Below are 8,504 nucleotides of genomic sequence, written 5' to 3'. Positions count from 1 at the left end.
ACGGTTCCAGTTAAAGCATCGGTCATGATAAGCGGATGGTAACCGACGTTCAAGTAGTGATAATTAAAACCAATTTTTTCTTGATGACCAAAGGTCTCAAAGTAGGTTGAATCCAAATCTAGCACCAGTTCAGTGTTGGCTGATCTTTCATCAATTAAAGAGACAATACGACGATTTAATTCTTGTAGCTCATCAATGTCTTCGTTCGTGAGATGTGATAGAAATCTGGAAATAGTTGGTTGAGATGCCATGTTTTGCGCATAAACAAGTCGATGTTCGATATCTTGGGTCAAGTAATCTGCAACGTCGTCGTTGCGATAACCTTCGATAACTTGAATGAGCATTTGCAATAACAATTCTACCTTAGCATAGCGTGGATTTTTGCGATTATCGTTGAATTCAACGTTATTAAAGAGCCTGGAAATTACAGGCGAATTCAGAAAAATACTAAGCAGCACGTTGCCACCATCCGAGGTAATTGGTGCCCCATTGTCTGAAACTGCAACTAAATGGTTGCTAGGTAATACTTTTTGAGTCATAATTTTAGACGCTCCAATTTTTGAGTATTTGGTTTGTTTTCCACTAACAAAATATCATAAAAAAGAGCTCCTATGGTTTTCACCCAACGGGTGAAAGCGCAAAACCCGCTGAAACGGTATTAACTTGCTGTTTCAGCGGTTTTTTGTTTGTCTTGATGAATAATCCGGGTTAAAGTTTCGTAAGACAGTTAAGAGCTGTCTGTAACAAGATTGACACCGATGTCGGCTAAGATTGATATCGGACTTATAAATCGGGAGAGTCAGAACAATTAGGGAGAAAGTTATGAACTTTAAGAAGGTTCTATTTGGGGCTGCAGCTGCGACAGTTGCCGTAAGTGGTGTATCTTTGATGCCACTCACATCTGCCTTTGCGGCGGATGGTATCCCAACAATTACAGCAGGTGATTCAAACGTCCCAGCGATGGACGTTGTTGACGTGGCTTCATACCAAGGAAACTTGTCAGTGAGCGCGTACAACACAATGAAGAAGTATGGTGTTAAGGCTGTCATCGTTAAGGTGTCAGAGGGTACAAACTACGTTAACCCATACGCTTCAACGCAAATTAAGAACGCACAAGCTGCCGGTTTGGCTGTTGGTGTGTACCACTACTCACGTTTCTCAAACGCAAGTGGTGCTAAGGCAGAAGCAAATTACTTTGCTAAGCAAGTTGCTGCTTTGGGATTGCCAAAGTCAACGTTGATGGTCGACGACTTGGAAGATTCATCAACGAGTGGTAGTGGTTCAACGACGAATGCGAATGCATTTAAGTCACAATTGTCAGCAAACGGTTACGATAACCAAATGCTATACACGTATCCTTCATACATGAGCGCAACTGGTTTGAATGTTTCAAGCTATGGTAACGATCGTGTGTGGATGGCATCGTACCCATTTGCACCAAACAAGAATAACTTGTGGTACACGAACTATGGGGCATGGCAATGGAACTCAGCTACTAAGTTCCCAGGCGTGAACGGATTCTTTGACGTTTCAAAGGATTACTCAGGTAAGTTGTCAAGCAGTGCCATGACTGGTTACTTGCAAGATAAGGATGGTAACTGGTACTGGTTCGAAAACGGTGTAAAGTACACTGGTTTCCGTTTCTACATGGGAACGTACTACTACTTCAAGCAAGGTGTTCGCCAAGAGAACCAATGGGTATCACAATGGGGTAACACGTACTACGTTGGTGCAGATGGACGTGCCTATGATGGCGTTCGTACGATCGACGGTAAGAAGTACTTCTTCGGAAACGACAACACATTCAACCTACGCACGAACCAAATCGTGAAGGTTGATAACGTTGATTACCGTGCCACAGCGGATGGTGTCTTGACACCAAACTCTGGTTACCACTACGATGGTTCTCAATACAACGGTGGTTACCGTTGGTACGAGAACGGCCAATTGTACACTGGCTTCCGTTACTACATGGGAACGTACTACTGGTTCGTTGATGGTGTTCGTCAAAACGAAGGTTGGCGTCAAGCTTGGGGTCTAACTTACTGGACGGACAACCAAGGTCGTGCCGTACAAGGTTTGCGTACACTTGAAGGTAAGCAATACTACTTCGGAAACGACGGTACTTACAACATGCGTAAGAACCAAGTTGTGACGACTGGTAGTGAAGGTGGCGTTGACGTGAAGTACCGTGCCGGTGCTGATGGAACGTTGTCACCATACTCTGGTTATCAAAACGACGGTACTGGTTGGTACTGGTTCGAAAACGGTGCAAAGTACACTGGCTTCCGTATGTACTACGGTGCTTACTGCTACTTCGAAAACGGTGTTCGCCAAGAGAACCAATGGGTATCACAATGGGGACACAAGTACTACGTTGGTGCTGATGGACGCACGGTCCAAGGATCAAACGTTAACATCAATGGTCAAACGTACAACTTTGGTACTGACGGAACGTTCTACCTACGCTAAAATAATGGCATAGGGGTTTGATACCATAGGAGGTTTCGACATGAAAAAGATTATTATCAGCATTATCGCTGTGTTGGTTGTAGTCGGTGGTGGGGTAACTGCTGCCGTTATGACGCACAAGAGTGCACTGAAGGAAGAATCATCTTCATCAGTTGTGAAGAAGGAGACGTCAAGTGAATCTTCAAGTTCATCTGAGTCATCGTCTTCATCTTCATCAAGCTCAAGCGAAGTGGCGCCTGAATCATCTTCAGCACCAGCTGTTTCTGAAACGGCACCGGTTGAATCAAGCTCATCATCAGCCCAAGCGCAAGCTGAGGCTAACAGCGATTGGGCTAACCCAAATCGCACTGATGCGGGTGAGACAATCACTGCCAAGACAGTAACGCAAGCGCGTGCTGAATTGAAGGAAAACGGTGTGGATGACACAACGTTGGGTGACGGTGACGTCCAACAATTGATCAAGATTGGCCAAGCTCAAAACATGTCAGTTTACGACGTGTACAAGCAAAGCTTTAATCAATAATCATTAAGAAAGGATTGCAGATTGTTGCAATCCTTTTTCTATGGGATTTTAAGTTTGGGTTAATCTTGTAAAAACGCGATATAGGCTATAAATCCGGTCTTTATTACGGTATACTTGAAAACGGATTTAATTTTTAAATATGTATTGAGGTAGATATCATGGAAAATCAATTTACCGTAGGCGCATTGTTTAAGCACATGTTGCGCAATGCCTGGTGGATTATTGTCTTGGGAATCGTCGGTGGTGCGGCGATGTTTATTTTGACGAACAAGGTTGCAACGACAACGTACCAGGCAACCCGTCAAATGTACATTGGCAAGAACAACACGGACGCAAAGGATCCTAACTCTCGAGTTATGGCGGATTCATGGTTGTTGAATTCATACGCACAATTGGCAAAGGACGATGCAGTTGTAAACGCAGCTGTTGCTGACCTAAAGGCTGATGGCATTAAGATTAAGCCAGCTGCTTTGACTGCAGCGGTTCACGTTTCTCCTAAGAAGGATACGTTGTTGATGACAGTTCGCGCAACGGCTAACACAAATAAGAAGGCTGTTAAGTATGTTAACGCATACGCAAACGCGTTCAAGACGGTTGCACCTGACAAGTTGTCAGCAATGCCACAACCAGTATTGTTCTCAGCACCTAAGAAGGCTGTTGCTGTGACGACGCCAGGTGGTTCATCAAAGAAGGCCTTGGTCTTCGGTACTGCTGCTGGTTTGCTAATCGGTATCGTTTTGGCATTCTTTACGGGAATTTATAAGAATATGAAGGCAACTGCCTAAGCGAGTATAGAAAGGGGTATGGTGATGGTTTCTTGGTTATTACCAATCGCACTATTACCAAAGACTTACACATACTATCTCTTTGATAGCTCTGCCCAATTGGCCTTGCCGCTGTTCGGCTTGTTCATTTTGGTGAAGCTATATCTGCAACCAACTCAGTTGGAGACAGTTCTGCCAAAGAAAAGCACTCTACGTATTTGGGGTGCTTTTATTGTAGTTCAGCTCGCATTGATGGGCTGGGAGTATTTAAAGATAGGTGAGTCTGTACAGGTTTACGGCCTGATTCACGGTTTCGTCGCCTTTATGACGATGTTGCTAGTTATCTGGGTAGCGTACACGATTCAAAAGATGTCACTGCAAAACTTTGACGATGCCGTTAAGTTTGCTAAGTCAGGTTTGATTGCTTTGGTAGTCTACTTGGCGCTAATCGTTTTGCCACAAATGCTAGTCATGGTTGGGTTCCACCAATTGGACTTTTACGTGAACGGCTTGGCAAAGGTGTTTGAGCGTCACTGGCAAGATCGTGACTTCTACGACAATGGTTCATATGTGACCACGTTGCACCGTTTGAACGGATTTGAACCAGAAGCATCATTCTTGGCACTTTTGTTGGGGATGGTCTTCTCACCAGCGTTGATTATGTTGGTACAAGAACCGATCAAGAATTTCCGTAGCAAAAAGTGGCTTTACTGGCTTGGATGGGGCTTGATTGCCTTTATCTTGGTCGTGATGATGCTTGCTAAGACAACGACTGGTTTCTTGTTGATTGGTTTGCTAGGCTTGATTTTCTTGGTGTCAGCACCAAAGACGCAAAAGATTTGGTTTGGCTCAGCGGCAGTGGCCTTCTTGGTGTTGGTTGCATTGGCCTACCAATTCGTGCCACCGGTTACCCACCAATTGAACACGTGGTTGTTCGAAAAGGGCGGTACGGATAACCGTCTTGGCGGTACAATCGGGTTGCTACAAGCGTGGTTGCACCACCCAATTTTTGGGGTTGGTTTTGGTTTTGAAAGTCACTATATCAATGAGTTCTTGCCAAAGTGGTCTAAGGACAACTTGGAATACATTTACGTTTATAAGAAGACAGCATACCCAATTTTGAACGACATGTTGGGATGGTTGACCCGTTTCGGGTTGGTATTTGTGTTGATGGCCTTCTGGCTATTAGCTGGTTTGCTAAAGCGTGCAGCGTTTGTGTTGAAGCGTTTGGGATCAGGTACTGACTTTAAGACGATGTTCTACCGTGTCACGGTGAAGTCATTCTTCGTTGCTGTGTTCTTGGTAATCGTTGTGGCTTCTATCACGCCAGCTAATGCGACGGGATGGCCAATGATGTTGATGGGATTCTTCTATTGGCGTGTCATCCACATGGCAGAAGATGATTTGAATAACGGAGTACTACAGTAATGAAGATTTTGATTGCGGCACACAAGCCATATCAAATGCCAACTTCAGATATTTATGAGCCAATCATGGTCGGCGCAGCCTTGCATGATAAGGTGATTGATGGTTACACACCTGACAACACTGGCCAAAACATGTCTGACAAGAATGGCTTTTACAATGAGTTGACGGCCTTGTATTGGGCTAAGTACAACTTGCAAGATGAAGATATCCTTGGTTTGGCGCACTACCGTCGTTATTTGGGACGCAAGGCGAGCCACGACTTGGCGGATATTTTGTCTGAAGACGATATTCGTAAGGGATTGGATGAGGCTGACATTTTGTTGCCAAAGCAACGTAACTACTTTATCGAAACGCAAGAAAAGCACTACTTGAACGCCCACGTTAACGAGCCTTACTATGCAATGCGTGAAGTGTTGGAAGAGTTCTATCCGGACTATGTACCAGCATTTGATGCCTTGGGTAAGTCAACGAAGGCACACTTGTTTAACATGAGTGTGATGCGTCAAGATAAGTTCCAAACGTACACGGACTTCTTGTTTGATGTATTGGGTAAGGTTGATGAACGCATCGACGTTGCCAAGTACGAAGGGCAAGATCATCGTTCACTAGGCTTTTTGGCTGAGCGTTTGATGGACACTTGGGTTAACACACAAAACTTGCGTGTTAAGGAATACCCAGTGGTAACAACTGAAAAGACAAACTGGTTGGATAAGGGAACCCAATTCTTGAAGCGTAAGTTTATCAAGAATGGCGAACGTAAGGTTCACTTCTAAACCGAATGAAACACCGCAGATTTTTTCGAATCTGCGGTGTTTTGTGCTCTACGACTAACTTTTTAACCCATTGACGGGCAGTTTATGGTAAAGTAAATAGGAAGATTTATATTCTGAAAGGAATCATCAAAAATGACTTTGAATGATAAGAACTACGACTACCTAATCGTCGGTGCTGGACCATTTGGTTCAATTTTTGCCTACGAGGCGGCCAAGCGTGGTAAGCGCTCATTGATTATTGAAAAGCGCCCACACATTGCTGGAAACATGTACACACACATGGAGCACGGAATTACGGTTCACGACTTCGGTGCACACATCTTCCACACTGATAACAAGGAAGTTTGGGACTACATCCGTCAATTCGCTGATTTTAACGGATACCAAAACCAAGTTGTGGCAAACTACAAGGGTACGTTGTACAACTTGCCATTCAACATGAACACGTTCTACGAGATGTGGGGAACAAAGACTCCTGCAGAAGCTAAGGCTAAGATCGAAGAACAAAAGAACGCTGCTTTGGCTGACTTGGGTGACCGTGAGCCACGTAACTTGGAAGAGCAAGCTATCTCATTGATTGGTACTGATATCTACGAGAAGTTGATCAAGGGTTACACTGAGAAGCAATGGGGACGTAAGGCCACTGAATTGCCAGCGTTCATCATCAAGCGTTTGCCAGTTCGTTTCATCTACGACAACAACTACTTTAACCACCGTTACCAAGGTATTCCAATTGGCGGATACACACAAATCTTTGAGAAGATGTTGGATAATGATTTGATCGATGTTCGTTTGAACTCAGACTTCTTCGAGCACAAGGATGAGTACATTGCTGAGTTCCCACGTATCTTGTACACGGGAATGATCGACCAATTCTTCGACTACAAGTTCGGTGAGTTGGAGTACCGTTCATTGCGCTTCGAGCACGAAGTTATCGAATCAGACAACTACCAAGGAAACTCAGTTATCAACTACACTGATGCTGAGACGCCATACACGCGTGTGATGGAGTGGAAGCACTTCGATGGTTTGTCAGACGATGGTGTGACGATCATTACGAAGGAATACCCACAAACTTGGGATCGTTCAAAGGAAGCTTACTACCCAGTTAACGACGAGAAGAACACGAACTTGTACAAGGAATACGCTAAGGAAGCGCGCCAACACAAGGATCAATTCATCTTTGGTGGTCGTTTGGGACAATACCGTTACTTTGACATGGACCAAGTCTTCAACGCAGCATTGAACGAAGTACGTAAGGAATTCAAGATTCCATCAAGCTTCAACTTTGCTCACGACGAAGAGCACTAATTTAAATTAGCAAATACTAACTGTTTCATTCCGTATGGGATGAAGCAGTTTTTTGTTATCATCTTGAAGCCAAGATAACAAACTGTGTATACTAGGAGTAACGTGAAAAGATTTAGTTGGGGATAAAAATGTCAGAAACATTATCAATTATTGTGCCAGTATTCAATGAACAAGAAACTGTGCCACTATTTTATAAAGCAGTCAATGATGTTCGTGAAAAGCAATTGGCTGACTACACATTCGAATACTGGTTTATTGATGATGGATCAAACGATAATACAGTAGCCGAAATTCAAAAGTTGGCCGACAAAGATGACAATGTTCACTTTGTTGCGTTCTCTCGCAATTTCGGTAAGGAAGCTGGTTTGTACGCTGGGCTTGAACATGCTACAGGTGAATACGTTGCCGTGATGGACGTGGATTTGCAAGATCCGCCAGCCTTGTTGCCTGAAATGGTACAAGGTGTCGCATCCGGCGAGTGGGACGTGGTTGGTACTCGTCGTAAGACTCGCGATGGTGAGCCACCAATTCGTACGTTCTTTAGTGAGTTGTTCTACAAGTTAATTAATCACATCTCTGATAATCACATTGTTGAAGGTGCACGCGATTACCGCGTGATGTCACGACAAGTGGTGGATGCGATTATGTCGATGTCTGAATACAACCGTTTTTCAAAGGGAATCTTTACGTGGGTTGGTTTCCGCCAAAAGTACATTGCCTTTGAAAACACGGAACGCGTTGCAGGTAACACATCATGGTCATTCTGGAAGTTGGTTAAGTACTCAATCGAAGGAATTGTGGCGTTCTCACAATTCCCATTGATGTTGGTATCTGTACTCGGTTTGATTGCTTTCGTCATCGCCGTAATCGGTGCAATTTTCGTGGTTGTCCGCACACTCATGGTACCAGGATCATCTGCTTTTGGTTGGCCATCAATGATTGTTGTCATGCTTGGTATGGGCGGGGTACAACTTCTTAGCCTCGGTATTGTTGGTCGTTACATCTCAAGTATTTACCTGGAAGTTAAGAAGCGTCCGATTTATGTTGCAAAGCAGGTGAAGTAGCGTGAAGAAACGATTTAGTATCTTGCGCAATGAACGAAACGCTAATTTGTTTATAATTGGCGTTTTTTTATTTGTTGCAATCTTTTTAACCTGGCCACTGTATATAAATGATCGTATGATTCTTGGCGTTGATGCTTTTTTTCATATTCACCGTGTGTATGAAACAGCG

Annotated in this window: 8 protein-coding genes; 7 read left to right on the top strand and 1 reads right to left on the bottom strand. The window is 43.9% G+C overall.

The features are described 5' to 3' along the window. On the bottom strand, positions 1-539 hold a 539-nt coding region (locus tag C6P11_RS06825), incomplete at its 3' end, for a transposase (protein WP_210114206.1). Between the two features lie 283 nt (positions 540-822). On the opposite strand from C6P11_RS06825, the gene C6P11_RS06820 reads away from it, so the two are divergent. From C6P11_RS06820 to C6P11_RS06790, 7 genes are all read left to right on the top strand, one after another. Next, complete coding sequence (locus C6P11_RS06820) at positions 823-2,472, top strand: GH25 family lysozyme (protein WP_135519774.1); 1,650 nt, start codon at positions 823-825, stop codon at positions 2,470-2,472. Positions 2,473-2,512: 40 nt separating this feature from the next. After that, positions 2,513-2,995 carry a hypothetical protein gene (locus tag C6P11_RS06815; RefSeq protein ID WP_135519772.1) on the top strand — a complete coding sequence of 161 codons (483 nt, stop codon included), beginning with the start codon at positions 2,513-2,515 and terminating at the stop codon, positions 2,993-2,995. 158 nt (positions 2,996-3,153) lie between these two features. Further along, positions 3,154-3,780 carry a YveK family protein gene (locus tag C6P11_RS06810; protein WP_135519770.1) on the top strand — a complete coding sequence of 209 codons (627 nt, stop codon included), beginning with the start codon at positions 3,154-3,156 and terminating at the stop codon, positions 3,778-3,780. 24 nt (positions 3,781-3,804) lie between these two features. Then, positions 3,805-5,187: a hypothetical protein gene (locus C6P11_RS06805; RefSeq protein WP_135519768.1), complete on the top strand. Its 1,383-nt coding sequence runs from the start codon at positions 3,805-3,807 to the stop codon at positions 5,185-5,187. Further along, a complete protein-coding gene (locus C6P11_RS06800) occupies positions 5,187-5,960 on the top strand; it encodes a DUF4422 domain-containing protein (protein WP_135519766.1) in 774 nt (257 codons plus the stop codon). Before C6P11_RS06805 ends, C6P11_RS06800 begins: the two co-directional genes overlap by 1 nt. Positions 5,961-6,092: 132 nt before the next feature. Then, positions 6,093-7,271 (top strand): UDP-galactopyranose mutase, encoded by a 1,179-nt coding sequence (glf, locus tag C6P11_RS06795; RefSeq protein WP_135519764.1) that lies wholly within the window; start codon positions 6,093-6,095, stop codon positions 7,269-7,271. Between the two features lie 128 nt (positions 7,272-7,399). Beyond that, a complete protein-coding gene (locus C6P11_RS06790; RefSeq protein WP_135519762.1) occupies positions 7,400-8,335 on the top strand; it encodes a glycosyltransferase family 2 protein in 936 nt (311 codons plus the stop codon). Positions 8,336-8,504: the final 169 nt, after the last annotated feature.

The organism is Weissella confusa, from assembly GCF_004766315.1.
In the GTDB taxonomy this organism is placed as follows: Bacteria; Bacillota; Bacilli; order Lactobacillales; family Lactobacillaceae; genus Weissella; species Weissella confusa_A.
This window is presented reverse-complemented; position numbering and strand designations above follow the sequence as displayed.